Genomic DNA, 20,084 nt, shown 5'->3' on the forward strand with positions numbered 1-20,084 from the left:
CGTGCAACATTCGACGACACTATATTCCAACATTCCATTCTTCGAAAAATTGTTCTAAAAACATTATCATAAATTTATGTCTATCTTCTGCGATTTCTTTTCCTCTAACTGTATTCATTTGGTCTTTAAGTAATAATAATTTTTCATAAAAGTGATTAATCGCAGTATTAGGCTCATTATGATATTGATCTGCTGTTATCGTATTTAAATCTCTAGGTTTTGAATCTGTAATATGCATAGGTTCATTAAAATGACCTGCAAATTGAAATGTTCGAGCAATACCTATAGCACCTAAAGCATCTATTCTGTCCGCATCTTGTACAACTTTACCAGCTAAACTATTAAGCTTACCTTTATTTTTGCCGCCTTTATAGCTGATGTATTTTAAAATATGAATGATTTCTTTTTGTATTTCAGTTGAAAGTTGTACTTTGTTCATCCATACGTATAAATTATCCCAAGCTTTATTTGCGTCTTTAAATAATTTTCTATCTACAGAATCATGTAGCAAACTTGCCAATTCTACTATGAAAATATCTATTTTTTCATGTTTAGCTATATCTAAAGCGAGATGTCTCACTCTCATAATATGTTCAAAATCATGGCCCGTTGTATCCTCTTTGTGTAATGAACTAACGTGACGTTCAGCCTCTTTTATAATCCATTGTTTATCCATATCATTTTCTCCTTAAAAAAGTCCGGGACATAAATAATTGTCCCGGACTTTATATTGTATTGGTAAAGGTGACTAAGTGGGACTACGAAATCTTTTTCACAAAATAAGATTTTTGTCTCACTCTCATATTGTTTAAAGAAGTGGTGTTAGCAATCGAGCTAAACCTTCTTTAAGTTTTATCCATGTACTTCTACTATCATATTTTTCAATAGTTAATGTTGAAGAATGTTTCATATCGTTTTGATATGCTAATCTTGATGATTCAGCTATTTCCTCATCATATATGAATGCATTGACTTCAAAGTTTAATACGAAGCTTCTGTTATCCATATTAGCCGTACCGATACTTACAATTTCATCGTCTATAACGACCATTTTTGAATGAATGAAACCTTTCTCATATATATGAACATTAACGCCGGCTTTTATTAATTCACCAACATTAGCGTAAGTAGCCCAATAAACAAAAGGATGATCTGGTTTATTAGGTACCATAACGTTCACATCTACACCAGATAATGCAGCTATTTTCACAGCGTCCAAGAATGATGAATCAGGTATAAAATATGGTGTTTGAATATAGATATTTTTTTTAGCTTCTGAAATCATTTTAAGATAACCATATTTAATTTGTTCCCAGTCTTCGTCGGGACCACTGGAAGCAATTTGTACACCGACTTTACCTCCAGATTCAACATCTGGGAAGTATCTTGATTCATAACGCATTTTGTCACGTGTTGATTGAGAGTTCCAATCCATCATAAATCTAAGTTGTAAGGCATTAACAGAGTCGCCTTTTAATCGTAAATGCGTGTCTCTCCAATAACCGAACTTTTTATCTAGTCCTAAATATTCATCGCCAACATTAAATCCACCAACATAACCAACTTCACCGTCAATCACTACGATTTTTCTATGATTACGGTTGTTCATTCTAAAGTTAATGAGAGGTAATTTAGAAGGGAAGAAACTTGCTACTTCTCCGCCAATTTCTCTAAACTTTTTGAATGATGAAAGGTTAAGTTTACGTGAGCCCATATCATCATATAACATTTTGACTTCTAAGCCTTCGTGTAATTTCTTCTCGAGTTCTTTTAATATTTTTTTACCTAGATTGTCTTTTTTAAAAATATAATACTGAATATGTATGTAATGTTTAGCATTTCTAATATCTTCGATTAATGCATCGAATTTATCATTGCCATCAGTAAAAATTTTCACTTTATTATCAGTTGTTAAAAAGGCTGAATTATTGTATAAAAGCATATGAATTAAATGTTTATAATTCGCGATTTCTGGTTTATCTACTTCGAAATTATTTTCATCAATTGCTTTAAGTTGTTCATTAACAATATGTTCTAAACCTATTTTATCTTGTTCATCTAAATTAAAGATGCTTTTATTCTGAATCTGTCTACCAAATAATAAGTATAAAAAGAAACCGAGTAATGGTACGAATAATAATACTAACAACCATGCCCAAATTGCGCTCGCTTCTCTACGTTCTAGGAATATGATAACAAATCCAAATACAACGTTTAATATAAATGCCAATACCAATAGCACTGATATAATAAGAGAAAAATCAAATGAAAAATTTGGTACAAAATTCATATCAATGCCTCCATTTCTGTATCTTTAAACTAGTATAATACATTTAAAATAAAAATGGAAAGGTTGTATTTGACCATTTTCATATATATACATATAATTAAACAAAATAGGTATATATATAAATCAATGTAAATAAATAAAAATATGATTAGGAGATGTTCATAATGAAAGAACGTATCATAGATGTTGAAGGAATGAGTTGTGCTCATTGTAAACAAGCTGTAGAAGAATCAGTAGGGCAATTAATTGGTGTTAAAGAAGTTGTAGCAAGCCCTGAAGATAATCAAGTGCGTGTTGTATTTGAAGATCCAGCAAGCATAGATAATATTGAAAATGCAATTTTTGATGCAGGATATGAAGTTATTTAAGATATAATTGTTAAAATTTTAGTATAAATTAACAAAATATATAGAAAAATAACAAAATAGTCCATTTGAAGTATAGTCAAATACTATATAATAATGTAAAATGATAATAAGATATTTAATTTGAATAAGAGGTGGTACCCATGAAACAACCTAAGTCAAAGGTAAAGAATGTGGTCAAACTTTTATCATCATTAGGCGTAAACATAACAGAAACAAAGTCTCGCATTGAGATTATGCGCAGTTTACCAAACGTAGCTACAAATAAATTGAAATAATTGTTTAGTAGATTGTGTATAAATTGAGTTTGGAATAAATATCTCCAATCTCAAATTAAGAAAGGATTTATTCATTAGGTTTTTATCTAATGAATAAATCCTTTTTTTATTTATCTTCTTTGACTACTGCAAATTTATCTTTTTCATGATAATAAATTGATAGGATAATACCTATGCCGGCCATAAGCGACCATAGTGAAGATCCGCCGTAACTAATAAACGGTAAAGGTATACCTGTAATAGGTAACAACTGTATCGTCATACCAATATTTTGTACAACATGGAATAGTACAAATGTTAAATAACCAATGATGAAAATAGCATTGAACGGGTGCGAAGTAGTCGTTGCCAGTTTTATGAGATGGAAGAATAACATTAAAAATATGATAAGCACGGCTATTGTTCCAATAAAACCAAACTCTTCACCAATTATAGAGAAAATAAAATCGGTATGGTTTTCTGGTATATATACTTCGCCGTTATTCAGTCCTTTACCGAATATTTGGCCGGAACCGATTGCTTTTAAAGATTCTGTTAAATGATACCCGTCTCCAGAACTATACGTGTATGGATCTAACCAAGAATTGATACGTCCAAATTGATAAGTTTGAACGCCTGAAACTTTTTCAATGATACTTGGCTTATAAATCATTAGCAAAATAACACTAGATCCAAAAGCAAATAATGCTATAAACACTGGTGCCAAAATTCGCCACGTAACGCCTGAAACGATAATAACACCTAAAATAATTGCTATTAAAACTAAAGTCGTCCCTAAATCGTTTTGGAACAAGATTAATCCCATTGGAACGAGAGAAGTTAAGAAGATTTTGAATAATAAATTAAAATCTCTTGTTATTGATTTATTATATGTAAACCTATTATGTTGGTAAACAACATTTGCTAACACCAATATTAATATAATTTTCATAAACTCGGATGGTTGAACACTTATTGGTCCAAGTCTGTACCAACTTTTAGCACCATTAATAATCGGTGTAAAACTTGATTCAGGTGACACTAATAAACCAACTAAAGACAGGTTACCTAAGATGTAAACAATCCATACATATTTACGTATTGTTTTTGGCGATATAAATATTAAAATTATGGCCAAAATAAATCCCATGGCATAATACAAAACTTGTTTTAACAAAAAGTTTGTTCCATATTGTCCACTAGACATTGCTGAATTGATAATTAAACAGCTTGTTGCAAATAGAAGAAGGACGATAAATATTAATCGCCAATCGATTCTTTGAATAAATGACTTATTTAATGTACGAGTAGAAGTTCCCATTAATATACTCCTTTAATTAACGCTAAATTACATATTTTCCATTATAACTCGATTGTACATAAGATGGTACAATTTTGCCATTTTCAAGAAGTTAATTTTTAAATTAAAGATGTAGAAAGGTGCAACAATCATTAAAAACATGATAAAATATAGTCTACTAATTTACATGGGGGCGTCTTAATGTCTAAAGAAAATATATGTATCATTTATGGTGGGAAAAGCGCAGAACATGATGTATCTATTCTCACAGCACAAAATGTGATAAATGCAGTAGATTTAAATAAATATAACGTAGATATTATTTACATAACAAATGATGGTGACTGGATAAAAGGAGCAGAGTCCATCGATTATAAAATTGAAGATATTGAAAAACTACGTCTTCAATCTGACGAATTAACACCTATCTCAAGACTATTAGAACAAAGTAATCACGGTGAACCGTATAATGCGGTATTCCCATTATTACATGGACCTAATGGTGAAGACGGTACAATACAAGGTTTATTCGAAGTCTTAGATATACCTTATGTTGGAAACGGGGTACTAGCTGCGTCTAGTAGTATGGATAAATTAGTGATGAAACATTTATTTGCACATAGAGGATTACCTCAGTTACCATATGTCAGCTTTTTAAAAAGTGAATATGAAAAGTATGAACATAATATTATTGAACTTATACAAAACAAATTAGAATACCCAGTGTTCGTTAAACCAGCTAACTTAGGTTCAAGTGTTGGTATAAGTAAGTGTACAAATAAAGAAGAATTACTTGAAGGCATTAAAGAAGCTTTTCAATTCGATCGTAAACTTGTTATTGAGCAAGGTGTTGACGCGAGAGAAATAGAAGTTGCAGTATTGGGAAATGATTATCCTGAAACAACTTTACCTGGTGAAGTTGTAAAAGAAGTTCAATTCTACGATTATAAATCTAAATATCAGGATGGGAAGGCAAAACTTCAAATTCCTGCTGATATAGATGATGAAACTGCAACTACTCTACGTAATATGGCAATAGAAGCTTTCAAAGCAACTGATTGTTCTGGTTTAGCAAGAGCAGACTTCTTCTTAACAGAAGATAACACTATATATATAAATGAAACAAATGCAATGCCAGGCTTCACACAGTATAGTATGTATCCATTATTATGGGAAAACATGAATCTTAGCTATACTGAATTAATTACAAAGTTAATTGAACTTGCTATTGAGAGATATAATAGTAAAAAAGAAATTAAATACAAAATTGACTGAGGGTTATACGTATGAAATTTAAATTAAGTAAAATAAAAGATTGGATAGATTGCGAAATTCAAGATGAATTTATAGACACATATGTTGACGGTACTTGTATTGACTCTAGAAGCTTAACAAAAGGACAATTGTTCATTCCATTTAAAGGAGAGAACGTCGATGGACATCGTTTTGTTAAACAAGCTTTAGCTGATGGAGCAGGTGCTGCCTTTTGGCAAAAAGACATACCAAATCCACCTGAAGGTCCGATCATTCAAGTAGAAGATACTTTAAAAGCTCTTCAAGATTTAGCTAAAGCGTATTTAAAATATGTGAATCCAAAAGTTGTTGCTATAACTGGTTCAAATGGTAAGACAACAACTAAAGATATGGTAGAAAGCGTACTTCGTCAAAACTTCAAAGTAAAAAAAACACAAGGTAACTATAATAATGAAATTGGTTGCCCGCTTACGATATTGGATTTAGATGAAGACACTGAAGTTTCTATATTAGAAATGGGTATGAGCGGCTTTGGAGAAATAAGAGAATTAACGAAAATTGCACAACCAGATATTGCAATAATCACAAATATTGGCGAATCACATATGCAAGATTTAGGATCTAGAGAAGGAATAGCAAAAGCTAAATTCGAAATCGCTGAAGGTTTAAATGACAATGGCATCTTGATTTACGATGGTGATGAACCGTTACTTCAACCATTAGTTGCAGAATTAGTTAAGTCATCAATTTCTGTTGGTCTTAATGATGATAATAAAGTTAAAATATATACGAACCAAACTTCAAGTAGTGGTATTAACTTTAATTTGAATAATGAACATATTGTCTATCATTTAAATATATTAGGTGCACATAACGTGAAAAATGCAACATATGCTATTCAAGTCGCTAAGCAGTTAGGTGTAACTGATGATGTTATACAAAATGCACTTGCAGATTTAACGATTACAGACATGAGAATGCAACAAATTGATACATCTCAATATGGTTTATTTATAAACGATGCTTATAATGCTAGTCCTACGAGCATGAAAGCAGCAATTGATACACTTCATAATATAGAACAAAAAGATAAAACAATTGTTTTAGCGGATGTATTAGAATTAGGTTCTATCAGTAAAGATATGCATGAACAAGTGGGATTATATTTTGAAGGTAAAGATATTCAAAGACTTTTAACTTATGGACAAGAAGCGGCGCATATTTATAATAAGGCACAAGGCTTTGTAAATGATGCTCGTCATTTTGAAAATAAAGAAGATATAAAAACATATTTAAGCAAACATTTAAATTCTGATTCTGTCACTTTATTTAAAGGTTCGAGAGGAATGTCACTTGAAACGATTATTGATGAGCTAAAATGAAATTAGGCATACTTTTTTTACATGGGTACACAGGTGGCAGATACGAATTATTACCATTGATTGAGTATTTAAGTGAACGCTATGATTTCATGCTAGAAGCACCAGAATATCCAGGACATGGTTCACTTCTATTATTAAAAGGAACAGACGAAGATATGTGGTTCGAAGAAGCGAAACAATCATACGAGCTGCTAAGTAAAAAAGTAGATAAAATTGTTATAGTAGGCTTTTCTATGGGAGGAATCATTGCAGGGTTACTTGCTAAAATACATCCTCCAGACAAATTAGTTTTGATAGCGCCAGCTTATGAAAATGTTAATATTAAATATTTAGCTAAAAATCCATATAGATTTATTAATAACATGAGATACGCTGATGTTAAAATTTTAGAAATGATTCTTCTAAGAACAATTAGAATTAATTTCGAATCCTTTTTATCGTTTAAGAAGTTACAACAAAGAGCTTTATATATACCAGAACAAATAGTTTCACCAACTTTAATTATACATGGTACAATAGATGGACTAGTACCAATTGAAAAATCTCGTCAATTAGTTAAAAGAATGAAACAAGCTAAATTGGTAGAAGTTGATAGAGGACCACATGAAATTTGTATATCAAAAGTTAATAAAACTGTTTTTTATGAAGTTGAAAAATTTATATTTAAAAATAAAAAAATATTTTAAAACTGGGCTAAACCCTTTTTTAGCGCAGTTTTTTTGCATTTTAATTAGTGAAAATTAAATGTAAACTACAGTTTTATCAGATTGCGCTATTGTAAAAAGGGTGGTAGTATATAGAAGTTGAATAAAAAAGACGAGAGAATTAACTATATAAAAGGAGAATTATTTTGCAAAAATTTAAAGAATTAGGTATTTCCGAAGCTACCTTAAACGCTTTGGACGGAATGGGATTTACTGAACCAACACCTATTCAAGTGGAGAGTATTCCACATACATTAAATGGTACAGATGTGTTAGGTCAAGCACAAACTGGTACAGGTAAAACAGGTGCTTTTGGTATTCCATTAATAGATAAAGTAGCCGACAAACAAGGCGTACAAGCATTAATACTTGCACCGACGCGTGAATTAGCAATGCAAGTAGCAGAACAATTACGTACCTTTAGTAAAGGGCAAAACGTAAATGTTATCACTGTATTTGGTGGTATGCCAATCGATAGACAAATTAAATCATTGAAAAAAGGACCTCAAATTGTAGTAGGTACTCCTGGACGTGTTATTGACCACTTAAATAGAAAAACGTTAAAAACAGATTCTATTACCACTTTAATATTAGATGAAGCAGATGAAATGATGAACATGGGCTTTATAGATGATATGAGATTTATAATGTCTAAACTTCCAAGTGAAAATCGTCAAACATTACTATTCTCTGCTACTATGCCTAAAGCAATTCAAGAATTAGTACAAAAATTCATGAAGAGCCCTAAAATCGTTAAGACGATGTCAAACGAACTTTCTGATCCTCAAATTGATGAATATTATACTATTGTTAAAGAACTTGAGAAGTTCGAAACTTTCACAAACTTACTAGACGTACAAAATCCAGAATTAGCAATTGTATTTGGCCGTACAAAGAGACGTGTAGATGAATTAACAAGTGCTTTAATCACTAAAGGTTATCGTGCTGAAGGTTTACACGGAGATATTACACAAGCTAAACGTTTAGAAGTATTGAAAAAATTCAAAAATGACCAAATTGATATTCTAGTTGCTACTGATGTAGCGGCACGTGGATTAGATATTTCTGGCGTAAGTCATGTTTATAACTTTGATATTCCTCAAGATACTGAAAGCTATACTCACCGTATTGGTCGTACTGGTAGAGCAGGTAAAAAAGGCGCTGCAGTAACATTTGTTAACCCAATTGAAATGGACTATATCCGTCAAATTGAAAAAGCAAACAAACGTCAAATGACTGCTTTACGTCCACCAACACCAGGTGAAGTAATGAAAGCAAAAGAATCAGATGTTAAAGATAAAGTTAAAAAATGGATAGAAAACCCAATTGAAGGCCGTATCGAAAAAATTGCTGAAGAATTAATCAGTGAATACGGTAATCAAAAATTAGTAGCAGCTTTATTACAAGAATTAATTAAATCTAATGATGAGGCTGACGTACAATTAACATTTGAAAAACCATTATCTAAAAAATCAGGTTACAAAGGTAAACAAGGCAACCGCAGTGGTGGCGGTAGTCGTGGTAAATCTAGAACTAGATTTGATGGCAAAAACAAACGTCGTAGCAATGATAAAAACAATAATTTTGACCGTAATAAAGGTAAAAATAATAAACCTAGTAAACCACGTTCAAAAAAACAATTCTCAGGTAGAACATTCGCTGAGCATTCAAAATAATAATTAAAAAAGACGCATAATCTCAAAGGTTATGCGTCTTTTTTTATGATATAATACACCTAAATTGTAATGGAGAAGGAGATAGTATGTATAAAAAAGTTTTAGATAACAAAATGCCAAAGCAATCTATAAAATATGATTATATCGATCATTGTATTTCAATTGTTTTTTTAATTTTGTTATACAGTGTTTTAATTTGGTTATGGCAAAGGTTTGATTGGTGGCATTTTCTAATTTATCCTGTTACAGCCTTATTAGTAATCATAATTGTTTTAGGTTTTATAAATCCAATTATACGATTGAAGCGAACTTCATTTGAAATAAGTGAACACTCAATTGAAATTCAAAAAGGGTTATACTATCAAAAGCGTTCAGTACAGCCTATCAATAGAATTCAATTTATTGAAATTGAGCATGGACCAATTTCTAGAAGATTTAATATATATTTCGTTGTAGTCGTAACAGCGGGCAGTAAGATCAGACTACCAATGGTTAATCGAGAATTAGCCGAAGAAACAAGGAAGAAAATCATTACTAAAGTAAAAGAGGTGACAGATGATGTTTAATCCTCAAAAATTACATCCAATCTCATATGTCAGTGGATTATTACAATCTATAAAATCCAATTTATTTCCTTTAATTATAGGTATCTTTTTAGTAATTAGAAGTGGATTCGATAATATTTTCGAATTAATATTTCCAGGGGCTATCTTAATTTTTTCAGTGTTGGGTACAATTACTAAAAGTATTAAAATATACAAAACAAGATATTGGATTGAAAATGACCAACTTATTATGACATGGGGCGTTTTTTCTAAAAATAGAAAAGAATTAAACATTGCACGTATACAATCTATGGATACATCTCAAAATATAGTCCATCAAATATTAGGTGGTGTTAATCTAAGTGTAAAAACTGCAAGTGATGGTATAGAACTAGATACAGTCACTAAAAAACAAAGCGATGATTTATCTAATTACATAAAAGAAAGAAAAAATAAAATTAAAAATGCAAATAGTAAAGTTAGTGATAATGAAACTGATTTAAATGATGAACATAAAGAAGAACGAAATGGAAATGAACAAGAAACGATAAATGAGAAAGAAGATGTCGTTTTCTACAGATTATCAGTAAAAGAATTATTGAAGATGAGTTTTACAAGTGGTGGTATTTTAATAGTGTTCGCAGCTTTAGGGTCACTGTATGGCTTTTTAGCACAAGTTATGGATGTCGAAGCATTAATAGATCCGCTCATTAACCAATTTGTTAATTTAACAGTTATTATGGTAAGTTTAGGCGTAATATTTGTTATATTGAGTTATATTATTGGTTCGTTAATTGTCTTTGTTAAGAACTTTAGGTATCAACTAACGTTTGACGGAGAACTTTTAACTGTAAAATACGGATTGTTAACAGTTAAGAAAAGAACAGTACCAATTACAAGAATTCAAGCATTGAAAGAAGAAGAAACACTTTTTAGAAGAATAATTGGTTATACTAAAATTTCTGCAATTATAACGACAGACGGTAATTTTGAAAATGCTGAAGAGTTAGATGTTACACATGTAACGATATTACCATTTTTAAAGAAACATAAAGCATACAAGTTACTTGAAGAAATTATTCCACAATTTCAATTTAAACCAGTAAAACAAGGATTACCATTACAAGGAATTAGAAGAAGAATTTTTATTCCAAGCCTATTTATTATCGCTATTGTATTACCTATACAAATATACTTATGGTCATACACTTGGATTATAGGAACGGCAATTATTTTAATCATGTTATTATATGCGACTGTTCAAACTACAAAATCCGGATTTAAAGTATTTGATGATTCGATTAGTATTTTAAATGCATCGCCATTTGAATATGAAACAATTTGGGCAAATAGAGATAAAATTTTAACGTATGAGTTAAGCGAAAATCCTATTATTAAAAGAAAAGATATAGCACATTTTAATATTCATCTTGCATATGGCAATGGAATGTTGTCTAAAGGCTTGAGATTTATTAATAAAAAAGACGCTATCGATATTTATAATTGGTATAAGGAAAAGGAGGTAAGTGAAGATGCTTCCTAAACATAAAATGGACCCAAAAGGAAAAACAGTTGAACGAATAGGTACTCTGATTACTTTAGCAATAATTTTAATCATAACAATCGCTATGTTTGTCGTACTTAAATTGTGGTTAACAGATATTTCGAAATGGTTTATATTAATTCCTATTGGAATAGGTTTGATTATTGGTATATATGGCTTAATCATTCAACCATATTATATGTATCGCAATTTCCGTTATGACATAACAAATGATGAAGTAAATATTAAATCAGGTATTTTTATGATTGAAGAATCGACAATACCGATGGGTAGAATTCAGAATGTTGAATTATACGAAGGATTTATTATGAGAAAATTTAACTTGGCTAGTATTTCATTATCTACTGCAGGTGGAAATGACGGATTAAAATTTTTAAAAGTAGATATAGCTAACGAAATTAAACGTTCTATACAAAATAGAATTGATGATAGTAAAGATGAATATGAAAATGAAGGTGAAACATATGATTCACGGAGTAGGGATTGATTTAATTGAGATTGACCGCATTCGTGATTGGTATAATAAACGACCATCAATGGTACAAAAAATACTAACAAATGATGAAATAGAAATTTTTAATAAAATTTCATTAGACGATAGAAAAGTAGAATTTTTAGCAGGTAGATTTGCTGTAAAGGAAGCTTTTACTAAAGCAATGGGAACAGGTATAGGAAAAGATTATGGATTTCATTCTGTTAATTGTTTACCAGATTCAAAAGGGAAACCGAATATTAAATGTGAGGGATTTATAACGCATGTTTCCATTGCACATACTCAATCGTACGCGGAAGCATTTGTTGTAGTAGAAGTGGATAATAGTAAGCAAGAATAACAGCGATATGATAAAATACAAATATTATACAAGGAGGTGCTTTGCTGTTGTCCGAAAAATATTATAGGCCAACTTATATCAACGTTGATCTACCAGCGATTCTAGAAAATTATCAAGCAGTAGGCCGTTTACACCCAAATAAAAAGATTATGGCGGTAGTTAAAGCTAATGGATATGGATTAGGAAGTGTGTCAATAGCAACATATCTTATGAATGAAGGGGTAGACTTTTTTGCTGTTGCTACTTTAGACGAAGCAATAGAACTGAGAATGCATGGTATTAAAGCTAAGATTCTAGTATTAGGTATAATCAACACTCAAGATATTAATAAAGCAGTTCAACATAGAGTAGCAGTAACGGTACCATCAGAAGAATGGTTATCAAGTGCAATTGAATTGTTAAATGATGAAACAGATAAGCCACTTTGGATGCATGTTAAAATAGATACAGGAATGGGTAGAATCGGACTGAGAAGTATCGAATCTTACCAACATGTCATTAATACGATTGAAACGAATGAACGTTTAATTTTTGAAGGTGTTTATACCCATTTTGCATCTGCTGATGAACCAAATGACTTTTCTGAACAACAATATAATTTATTCGAGAAATTTGTAGAATCTTCACATACTCCAGAGTATGTTCATGCTCAAAATTCTGCTGGTGCTTTAAGATATGACGCATCTATTTGTACTGCTGTAAGGTTTGGTATTTCACTATATGGATATTATCCATCACAATATATACAAGAAATTTCAAACTTGAAATTAAAGCCAGCAGCGCAACTTGTAACAGAAGTTGTCCAAACTAAATATCTTGAAGTAGGCGATACAGTTAGTTATGGAGCAACGTACACGACCTCAGAAAAAACGAAAGTAGCAACTTTGCCTATTGGTTATGCAGACGGTTATTTAAGAAAAATGCAAAATACCTATGTTAATGTCAATGGTTCTCAGTGCCCTGTAATAGGTAGAGTTTGCATGGATCAAACAATGATTAAAGTACCTGATGATGTAGAAGTTGGAGATAAGGTTATTCTCATGGATAACGATATTGATTCGGAACAGTCAGCTGAAAAAATTGCGAACGCTTTAGATACAATAAATTATGAGGTACTTTGTAATCTAAAAAAACGATTACCACGTATATATTACGCAGGTGAAAATAGTGAAATTACAAATGAATTACTAAAATGATATAGTCAAAACTAAATACATTTGTTATGATATTAATAACTTAATTTTCATAATTTTAAAGCTTAATTAATCTGGAGGTATTTGTTATGACATCGTTAACACAAAATCGCAATCAAAGTTTAGAACAAACACTGAAAGAAGGATACCGTTATATGGCTGATTTAAATCTCTCCCTTGCGTCTGAAGCATATTATAGTGAATGTGAAGCTTGTGATTCTAATGAGTCACACTTAACTTCTCAACAAGGTGAATAAATGAGAAGAGGAGATGTATATCTCGCAGATCTTTCTCCAGTAACTGGTTCTGAACAAGGGGGAACAAGACCAGTCGTTATTATACAAAATGACACAGGTAATAGATATAGTCCGACTGTTATTGTAGCAGCGATTACTGGGAAGATTAATAAAGCTAAAATACCTACACATGTAGAAATTGAAGCAGCGAAATATAAACTAGATAGAGATTCAGTTATTTTGCTAGAACAAATTAGAACAATCGATAAGAAACGGTTGAAAGAAAAATTAACATATTTATCTGATGCAAAGATGAAAGAGGTTGATTCTGCAATCGCAATTAGCCTCAATCTCACTTTGCAATATAAATTTGATACATTAGGTAATACATAGGATATTGAATATATGTTTTAGAAGAATTATACATCTTTTAAAGCAACAATCGCTTTAGGATTAGCCTAAAGCTTTTTTAGTCTTTTAGAAACGAGGTGACTTTGTGTCAGAGCAGAAGAAGCAATATTATCAACAATTATTGTTAGAATACGTAAATACTTCAAATGATGATATTCTATCAAATTGCCAAACTTATTCTAATGAAGCAATTGAAGATAATGTTTCGCCAGAAGAAATCGTGCAATTGCATTTAGAAATCATTCGCGATCAAAATGATTTAACAAAACAACAGATTGTAAGTTCTTTTGACGTATTAATAGAAGTAATCATTGGCTATGGTTTCACATATAGAGACTATAAGAAATTGTTAAACAAGATTAAAATTCATGATAAGGAAATGGATGTGGCGTCAAGTTTACAACAAACGATGCTGAAACCCCAAATCCCTCAGTTTGATAGCATTCAAATTGGGGCAATTTCTGTGCCAGCACAAAGAGTAAGTGGAGATTACTTCAATTTGATTGACCATAATGATGGCACAATGAGCTTTGCAGTGGCAGATGTTATAGGGAAAGGTATTCCTGCAGCACTTGCGATGAGTATGATTAAATTTGGAATGGACTCATATGGCCATTCTCAATTACCAAGTGATGGTTTAAAACGTTTAAACCGAGTAGTCGAAAAAAATGTTAACCAAAATATGTTTGTCACGATGTTTTATGGACTTTATGAGGAAATTAATAATATGCTTTATTATAGCTCTGCTGGTCATGAACCTGGTTATATATACAGAAATCAAACTGGAGAGTTTGAGGAAATGACCGAAAGAGGAATTGTACTTGGTGTAAATAAACATACAAGGTATAAACAAAGCGAAATTAAAATTGAATTGCAAGATATGATTATAGTATTTACAGATGGCGTTACTGAATTAAGAGATCAGCAAAATGAATTCATTAAAACTAAAGATTTACTTAATATGATAAAAGAACATAAACAGTTACATCCACAAGATATCGTACAAATACTATATGAAGAGCTTGTGAAGCTTCAAAATCCTAACAAACGAGATGACTTAACAATATTAATTGTAAAACGTGTAAAATAATAAGATTAATATTAAATATATAGGGTAGATATTAATGATGAAAGTCTAATATAAGTAGGGGTGTAAGGAAGAATGAATCTTAACATTGAAACAACAGAACATGAAAATTATTACGAAATAAAGGTTGGCGGTGAATTAGATGTATACACTGCGCCAGAACTACAAGAAGTTTTACAACCAATTAGACAAAAAGGAACTCATGATATACATGTAAACTTGCAAGATGTGAGTTATTTAGATTCTACCGGTTTAGGTTTATTTGTTGGCACATTAAAATCATTAAACGAGCATGGGAAATCTTTATATGTACTCGGTGTATCAGAAAGAATTGAAAGATTATTTGAAATTACGGGTCTTAAAGAACTCATGCATGTCAACAAGGGAACGGAGGTAAAATAAAATGACATCTAACTATGATTATATAGAGATGAGATTTCCTGCAGCAGCGGAATACGTAGGATTAGTAAGGTTAACATTATCTGGTGTCTTCAATCGTGCTGGTGCTTCATATGAAGATATAGAAGACTCAAAAATTGCAGTATCAGAAGCGGTCACAAACGCAGTGAAACATGCTTATAGTGATAAAGTTGATGGAGAAATACTTATCGGTTATCTTGTATATACAGATAAAATTGAAATTATCGTTTCTGATTCAGGTAAAAGCTTTAACTATGAAGAAGCTAAAAAAGTGTTAGGTCCATATCAAGAAAGTGATAATGTTAATTTCATGAGACAAGGCGGATTAGGTTTGTTTCTTATTGAATCATTAATGGATGAAGTGAGTGTTCAAAAAGACGCTGGTGTTACAATAAGTATGATAAAGTATTTATCCAAAGAGCAGGTGCAAACACATGACGGAAGAGTCCAAAGCTTATAAAGAAGTTTCACCAAATGAAATAAATGCATGGATTGCAGACTATCAGGAAAATAATAATAATGATGCTCAAGAAAAACTTGTATTACATTATCAAAAGTTAATCGAATCATTAGCTTATAAATATTCTAAAGGTCAAGCACACCATGAAGATCTCGTTCAAGTAGGTATGGTCGGGTTGTTAGGCGCAATTAAAAGGTTTGATACATCGTTCGAGCGTAAATTCGAAGCTTTTTTAGTGCCGACAGTAATTGGTGAAATTAAAAGATATCTTAGAGACAAAACATGGAGTGTACACGTTCCTAGAAGAATTAAAGAAATTGGCCCAAAGATTAAAAGAGCTAATGAAGAGTTAACGAATGAATTAGGTCGTTCGCCTAAAATTATTGAAATTGCAAATAGGTTAGAAGTAACAGAAGAAGATGTATTAGAAGCTATGGAAATGGGACAAAGTTATAATGCATTGAGTGTCGACCACACTATTGAAGCAGATAAAGATGGATCGACTGTTACGCTGTTAGATATAATGGGAGATTCAGAAGAAGGTTACGATTTAACTGAAAAAAGAATGATACTTGAAAAAATCCTACCAATATTAACAGAGCGTGAACGGGAAATCATTCAATACACGTTTATAACAGGCTTGAGTCAGAAAGAAACTGGAGAAAAAATTGGACTTAGCCAGATGCATGTTTCTAGATTACAAAGAACCGCAATTAAAAAGTTGCAAGAAGCAGCCATGAAATGAATAAACTATAACGATAGAGAGTCTGGGACATTTATTTATGTCTCGGACTTTTTTATATTAATAATAAGTTAGCAATAATTTCATTTTCGTGATTTATGTTAAAATAAATTATAAACATTTTTAGGAGGCAACTATGAATCAAGAATTGATTAACATTATAAAAAATAACCATCCGTTTTCAGAAAAACAAATTAAAACAGTTCTAGAATTGCTAGAAGATAAGAATACAGTTCCTTTTATTGCGAGATACAGAAAAGAACTAACAGGTGGATTAGATGAAGTAGAAATCAAACTTATAGAAACTGAATATAATTATGCCGTTAATTTACAGAAACGAAAAGAAGAAGTTATACGACTTATCGATGAACAAGGGTTGCTTACTGAAGATTTAAAAAATGATATTTTAAAACAAACAAAACTTCAAAGAATAGAAGACTTGTATCGTCCATTTAAGAAAAAGAAAAAAACGAGAGCAACAGAAGCAAAAAGAAAAGGGCTTGAGGCTTTAGCAACATGGATTATTAAAGGCGAAGATACACATACACTTGAAGATGAAGCGGCTCAATATATAACTGAAGAAGTTAAATCAGAAAAAGATGCTATTAAAGGTGCACAAGATATAATCGCCGAAATTGTCTCTGATGAACCAAAATACCGAAAATACATATTAAATCAAATTGAAACTCAAGGTAAACTCGTAACTGAGAAAAAGAAAAAAGCAGAAGACGAAAAAAATATATTTGAAATGTATTACGAATATGAAGAGCCTATTAAAAAAATCGTGCCTCATAGAGTGTTGGCAATTAATCGTGGCGAAACAGAAGGTGTACTAAAAGTAAGCTTCGATATAGACCAAGAAAAGTTAGAGTCATATTTGATAAAACAATATATTGGTAAAAAGCATAAACATTTTGAAGTTATAAAAGAAGCAATACAAGATGGTTTAAAACGTTTAATATTACCATCTATTGAAAGAGAAATAAGAACTGAATTAACTCAAAAAGCTGAAAATCATGCTATTGAAATTTTCTCTGAGAATTTGAAGAACTTATTATTACAACCCCCATTGAAAGGTAAAAAGATATTAGGACTAGATCCAGCCTATAGAACTGGTTGTAAATTAGCAGTAATAAATGAGTACGGTTCATTTGTAGATAAGAATGTAATTTACCCTCATCCACCAGTATCTAAAATAGAACAGTCGGAAAAAGTATTTTTAGATATGGTTAATAAGCATCAGATTGAATTGGTTGCTATAGGTAATGGTACTGCAAGTAGAGAGTCGGAACAATTTGTGGCAGAAATGATAAAAAAACATAACTTATCTTGTCAGTTTATAATTGTTAACGAAGCAGGAGCATCAGTATATTCAGCTTCGGAAGTTGCACGTGAAGAATTCCCAGACTTTAAAGTTGAGGAAAGAAGTGCAGTGTCAATAGGTAGACGTGTACAAGATCCATTGAGTGAATTAGTGAAGATTGATCCTAAATCAATAGGTGTAGGACAATATCAGCATGACGTTAACCAAAAGAGTTTATCAGAAACTTTAAAATTCGTTGTAGAAACTGCTGTAAACCAAGTTGGTGTTGATGTAAACACAGCTTCACCATCATTATTAAGTTATGTATCAGGTTTGAGCAATACTGTAGCGCATAATATTATCAAGTTTAGAGAAGAGCAAGGCGCTATAAAACATCATTCTGAAATTGCGAAAGTACCTAGATTAGGTAATAAGACATTTGAACAAAGTATCGGTTTCTTAAGAATTTTAGAAGGTACAGAACCTTTAGACAAAACTGCTATACATCCAGAAAGTTATGAAGCAGCTTATGAATTAATTAAATATGTAGGGTTATCTAAAGAAGATATAGGAACAGATAACTTAAAAGAAAAATTAAATAAAATAGAATTAAATGAAACGAGTGAGAAACTAAATATAGGTGTACCTACATTAGAAGATATCATTTCTTCACTAATTGCACCTCTTAGAGACCCACGTGATCAGTTTGAAACACCAATTCTGAAATCAGATGTTTTATCCATGGAAGATTTAAAACCAAATATGGCATTAAGTGGTACTGTAAGAAATGTAGTAGATTTCGGTGCGTTCGTAGATGTAGGAGTTAAACAAGATGGTTTAGTTCATATATCTAAATTATCTAAAGGTTTTGTAAAACATCCAATGAATGTTGTTAGTGTTGGAGATATTGTAGATGTATGGGTGTTAGATGTTAATCTAGAAAAACAAAAAGTATCACTAACAATGATAAATCCTAATGGAAAATAATGATCTACAAGAACTTGTTTCACAAATTTCGTTGGAGTATTTTCAAAAGCCCTTTAAACATCAAGCAATATTTAATAAACGTTTAAGAACAACGGGTGGGCGATATCTACTTAATTCACATAATATAGAAATTAATCCAGAACAACTTAATCATTTCGGTGAAAAAGCACTAATTGATATTATTAAGCATGAACTTTGCCACTATCATCTACATTTAGAAGGTAAAGGATATCAACATAGAGATAAAGATTTTAAGCAGTTAATACAATTAGTAGATGCACCGAGATTTTGTAAACCTATTAAAAGTTATGATGAACGAGCTAATTATGTATATACATGTACTAAATGTAAATTGAAATTTAAAAGAATCAAAAAGGTAAATACACAGAAATATAGATGTGGCCGATGTGGTGGAAAGTTAAAAATAGTATCAAAAATAAACTAAAGGAAAGTACTACACTAGAAATTCGAAGTGTAGTACTTTTTTTATAAAAAAACGTACAAAAGTTGTTGACGAAATTAGAAATCCGTCGTATGATAATAAACGTTGCTTAAACAAAACGAACCAAAACGTTAAGGCAATTTCAAGAAAGTAAAATTACATTAAAAAGTTAAACTAAATTGTTGACTTTGTAAACATTAAGTAATATAATTAATGACAGTCACTTAAATAAGAAATTGATTGAAAGAGCTGCAAACCATGCGCGGTCGTGGCGGAATGGCAGACGCGCTAGGTTGAGGGCCTAGTGGGAGAAATCCCGTGGAGGTTCAACTCCTCTCGGCCGCACCATTCATCAATTTAAATCGAATAAGCGGGTGTAGTTTAGTGGTAAAACCTCAGCCTTCCAAGCTGATGATGTCGGTTCGATTCCGATCACCCGCTCCATAAAATTTTTAAAATGAACATTGAAAACTGAATGACAATATGTCAACGTTAATTCCAATAATTTGAGTACTGAAAGTACTTCAAAGAGTGATTGGCTTAACCAATCAACAAGAGCTAATCAAGCTTACTTCTTTTATGGAGAGTTTGATCCTGGCTCAGGATGAACGCTGGCGGCGTGCCTAATACATG

General features: G+C 31.3%; 22 protein-coding genes and 2 tRNA genes. 21 read left to right on the forward strand and 3 right to left on the reverse strand.

Translation table 11 applies throughout. The features are described from left to right. Positions 1–19: 19 nt before the first annotated feature. Entirely contained in the window at positions 20–676 is a 657-nt protein-coding gene (locus ACO6VN_RS13795; RefSeq protein WP_194201567.1) for an HD domain-containing protein, read from the reverse strand. 132 nt (positions 677–808) lie between these two features. Next, on the reverse strand, positions 809–2,290 hold the full coding sequence (gene cls / locus ACO6VN_RS13800; protein ID WP_422404789.1) for a cardiolipin synthase: 1,482 nt from the start codon (positions 2,288–2,290) through the stop codon (positions 809–811). A 164-nt stretch (positions 2,291–2,454) separates the two neighbouring features. Here cls and ACO6VN_RS13805 point away from each other — a divergent pair, with 164 nt between their 5' ends. Together ACO6VN_RS13805 and ACO6VN_RS13810 are read left to right on the forward strand one after the other, a co-directional pair. Beyond that, positions 2,455–2,658, forward strand: a complete 204-nt coding sequence (locus tag ACO6VN_RS13805; protein ID WP_016999705.1) for a copper ion binding protein — start codon at positions 2,455–2,457, stop codon at positions 2,656–2,658. 140 nt (positions 2,659–2,798) lie between these two features. After that, positions 2,799–2,933 carry an Lmo0850 family protein gene (locus ACO6VN_RS13810; protein ID WP_016999704.1) on the forward strand — a complete coding sequence of 45 codons (135 nt, stop codon included), beginning with the start codon at positions 2,799–2,801 and terminating at the stop codon, positions 2,931–2,933. A gap of 106 nt (positions 2,934–3,039) precedes the next feature. Here the strand turns inward: ACO6VN_RS13810 and ACO6VN_RS13815 are convergent, their stop codons facing one another. Beyond that, a complete protein-coding gene (locus ACO6VN_RS13815) occupies positions 3,040–4,233 on the reverse strand; it encodes an FtsW/RodA/SpoVE family cell cycle protein (protein ID WP_216683326.1) in 1,194 nt (397 codons plus the stop codon). 180 nt (positions 4,234–4,413) lie between these two features. On the opposite strand from ACO6VN_RS13815, the gene ACO6VN_RS13820 reads away from it, so the two are divergent. From ACO6VN_RS13820 to ACO6VN_RS13910, 19 genes are all read left to right on the forward strand, one after another. Continuing rightward, on the forward strand, positions 4,414–5,487 hold the full coding sequence (locus ACO6VN_RS13820) for a D-alanine--D-alanine ligase (protein ID WP_135021142.1): 1,074 nt from the start codon (positions 4,414–4,416) through the stop codon (positions 5,485–5,487). Positions 5,488–5,498: 11 nt separating this feature from the next. After that, positions 5,499–6,848 (forward strand): UDP-N-acetylmuramoyl-tripeptide--D-alanyl-D-alanine ligase, encoded by a 1,350-nt coding sequence (locus ACO6VN_RS13825; protein WP_422404790.1) that lies wholly within the window; start codon positions 5,499–5,501, stop codon positions 6,846–6,848. Continuing rightward, complete coding sequence (locus ACO6VN_RS13830) at positions 6,845–7,534, forward strand: alpha/beta hydrolase (RefSeq protein WP_422404791.1); 690 nt, start codon at positions 6,845–6,847, stop codon at positions 7,532–7,534. Before ACO6VN_RS13825 ends, ACO6VN_RS13830 begins: the two co-directional genes overlap by 4 nt. 164 nt (positions 7,535–7,698) lie before the next feature. Beyond that, on the forward strand, positions 7,699–9,228 hold the full coding sequence (locus ACO6VN_RS13835) for a DEAD/DEAH box helicase (RefSeq protein WP_194201572.1): 1,530 nt from the start codon (positions 7,699–7,701) through the stop codon (positions 9,226–9,228). An 86-nt stretch (positions 9,229–9,314) separates the two neighbouring features. Further along, the gene (locus tag ACO6VN_RS13840; protein ID WP_194201573.1) at positions 9,315–9,794 is read left to right on the forward strand and encodes a PH domain-containing protein; all 480 of its coding nucleotides are present in this window, start codon (positions 9,315–9,317) and stop codon (positions 9,792–9,794) included. Continuing rightward, positions 9,784–11,316 (forward strand): PH domain-containing protein, encoded by a 1,533-nt coding sequence (locus ACO6VN_RS13845; RefSeq protein WP_422404792.1) that lies wholly within the window; start codon positions 9,784–9,786, stop codon positions 11,314–11,316. The genes ACO6VN_RS13840 and ACO6VN_RS13845 overlap by 11 nt, the downstream gene beginning before the upstream one ends. After that, positions 11,306–11,824 carry a PH domain-containing protein gene (locus ACO6VN_RS13850; protein ID WP_194201575.1) on the forward strand — a complete coding sequence of 173 codons (519 nt, stop codon included), beginning with the start codon at positions 11,306–11,308 and terminating at the stop codon, positions 11,822–11,824. The genes ACO6VN_RS13845 and ACO6VN_RS13850 overlap by 11 nt, the downstream gene beginning before the upstream one ends. Then, positions 11,802–12,170: a holo-ACP synthase gene (gene acpS / locus ACO6VN_RS13855; RefSeq protein WP_194201576.1), complete on the forward strand. Its 369-nt coding sequence runs from the start codon at positions 11,802–11,804 to the stop codon at positions 12,168–12,170. The genes ACO6VN_RS13850 and acpS overlap by 23 nt, the downstream gene beginning before the upstream one ends. Before the next feature lie 47 nt (positions 12,171–12,217). Further along, the gene (gene alr / locus ACO6VN_RS13860; protein WP_422404793.1) at positions 12,218–13,366 is read left to right on the forward strand and encodes an alanine racemase; all 1,149 of its coding nucleotides are present in this window, start codon (positions 12,218–12,220) and stop codon (positions 13,364–13,366) included. 86 nt (positions 13,367–13,452) lie between these two features. Continuing rightward, positions 13,453–13,620 (forward strand): type II toxin-antitoxin system antitoxin MazE, encoded by a 168-nt coding sequence (gene mazE, locus ACO6VN_RS13865; protein WP_016999693.1) that lies wholly within the window; start codon positions 13,453–13,455, stop codon positions 13,618–13,620. Then, positions 13,621–13,992, forward strand: a complete 372-nt coding sequence (locus ACO6VN_RS13870; protein WP_016999692.1) for a type II toxin-antitoxin system PemK/MazF family toxin — start codon at positions 13,621–13,623, stop codon at positions 13,990–13,992. Between the two features lie 103 nt (positions 13,993–14,095). Next, positions 14,096–15,100, forward strand: a complete 1,005-nt coding sequence (locus ACO6VN_RS13875) for a SpoIIE family protein phosphatase (protein ID WP_194201578.1) — start codon at positions 14,096–14,098, stop codon at positions 15,098–15,100. 72 nt (positions 15,101–15,172) lie between these two features. Then, positions 15,173–15,499, forward strand: coding sequence for an anti-sigma factor antagonist (locus tag ACO6VN_RS13880; RefSeq protein WP_016999690.1), 327 nt, complete (start codon positions 15,173–15,175; stop codon positions 15,497–15,499). Between the two features lies 1 nt (position 15,500). Further along, the gene (gene rsbW / locus ACO6VN_RS13885; RefSeq protein WP_016999689.1) at positions 15,501–15,977 is read left to right on the forward strand and encodes an anti-sigma B factor RsbW; all 477 of its coding nucleotides are present in this window, start codon (positions 15,501–15,503) and stop codon (positions 15,975–15,977) included. Next, positions 15,952–16,722 carry an RNA polymerase sigma factor SigB gene (gene sigB / locus ACO6VN_RS13890; RefSeq protein ID WP_016999688.1) on the forward strand — a complete coding sequence of 257 codons (771 nt, stop codon included), beginning with the start codon at positions 15,952–15,954 and terminating at the stop codon, positions 16,720–16,722. The genes rsbW and sigB overlap by 26 nt, the downstream gene beginning before the upstream one ends. A 133-nt stretch (positions 16,723–16,855) precedes the next feature. Further along, a complete protein-coding gene (locus ACO6VN_RS13895; protein WP_422404794.1) occupies positions 16,856–19,009 on the forward strand; it encodes a Tex family protein in 2,154 nt (717 codons plus the stop codon). Then, entirely contained in the window at positions 18,999–19,454 is a 456-nt protein-coding gene (locus ACO6VN_RS13900) for a SprT family protein (protein ID WP_422404795.1), read from the forward strand. Before ACO6VN_RS13895 ends, ACO6VN_RS13900 begins: the two co-directional genes overlap by 11 nt. A 259-nt stretch (positions 19,455–19,713) precedes the next feature. Continuing rightward, positions 19,714–19,799: transfer RNA gene (locus ACO6VN_RS13905), tRNA-Leu, on the forward strand. A 22-nt stretch (positions 19,800–19,821) separates the two neighbouring features. Next, positions 19,822–19,895: transfer RNA gene (locus ACO6VN_RS13910), tRNA-Gly, on the forward strand. The last annotated feature ends 189 nt before the right edge of the window (positions 19,896–20,084 follow it).

The organism is Mammaliicoccus sp. JADD-157 (genome assembly GCF_049310805.1).
In the GTDB taxonomy this organism is placed as follows: Bacteria; Bacillota; Bacilli; order Staphylococcales; family Staphylococcaceae; genus Mammaliicoccus; species Mammaliicoccus lentus.